Consider the following 342-nt stretch of genomic DNA (forward strand, 5'->3'; position numbering starts at 1 on the left):
GGCGGCAAGGGATGGCTGGAAAGCGAAGGACGCCGTTGGCTGCTGGAGCCGGGGTCGATGATCATTGTGCCTGCGGGCACTGAGAATGGGTTTGGTATTGAAGAGGATGGCTGGCAAATAGCCTGGCTGTTTCTGGATACCACCCAAGATTGGTCGGCTTTGGTTACTGACGAGATCGGTTACCTTCTGACACCAACGGCCGAAGTCATGTATGCCTGTATTCAGACACTGCTCAGAAGCTTATCTCTTCAGATTGATTTAAGTGGTGCCGTTATCGCACACAGCGTACAGCAGATTGACTTGCTGCTCCGAACACCGGACATCACAAGCCAGCCGCGTCAT

Annotated in this window: 1 protein-coding gene; it reads left to right on the forward strand. The window is 53.5% G+C overall.

Annotation, left to right across the window (positions count from 1 at the left end; all coding sequences use genetic code 11):
- The coding region (locus tag ACYP03_RS24995; RefSeq protein WP_459782525.1) for an AraC family ligand binding domain-containing protein at positions 1–342 on the forward strand (342 nt) is incomplete at both ends.

The organism is Photobacterium sp. R1 (assembly GCF_054600795.1).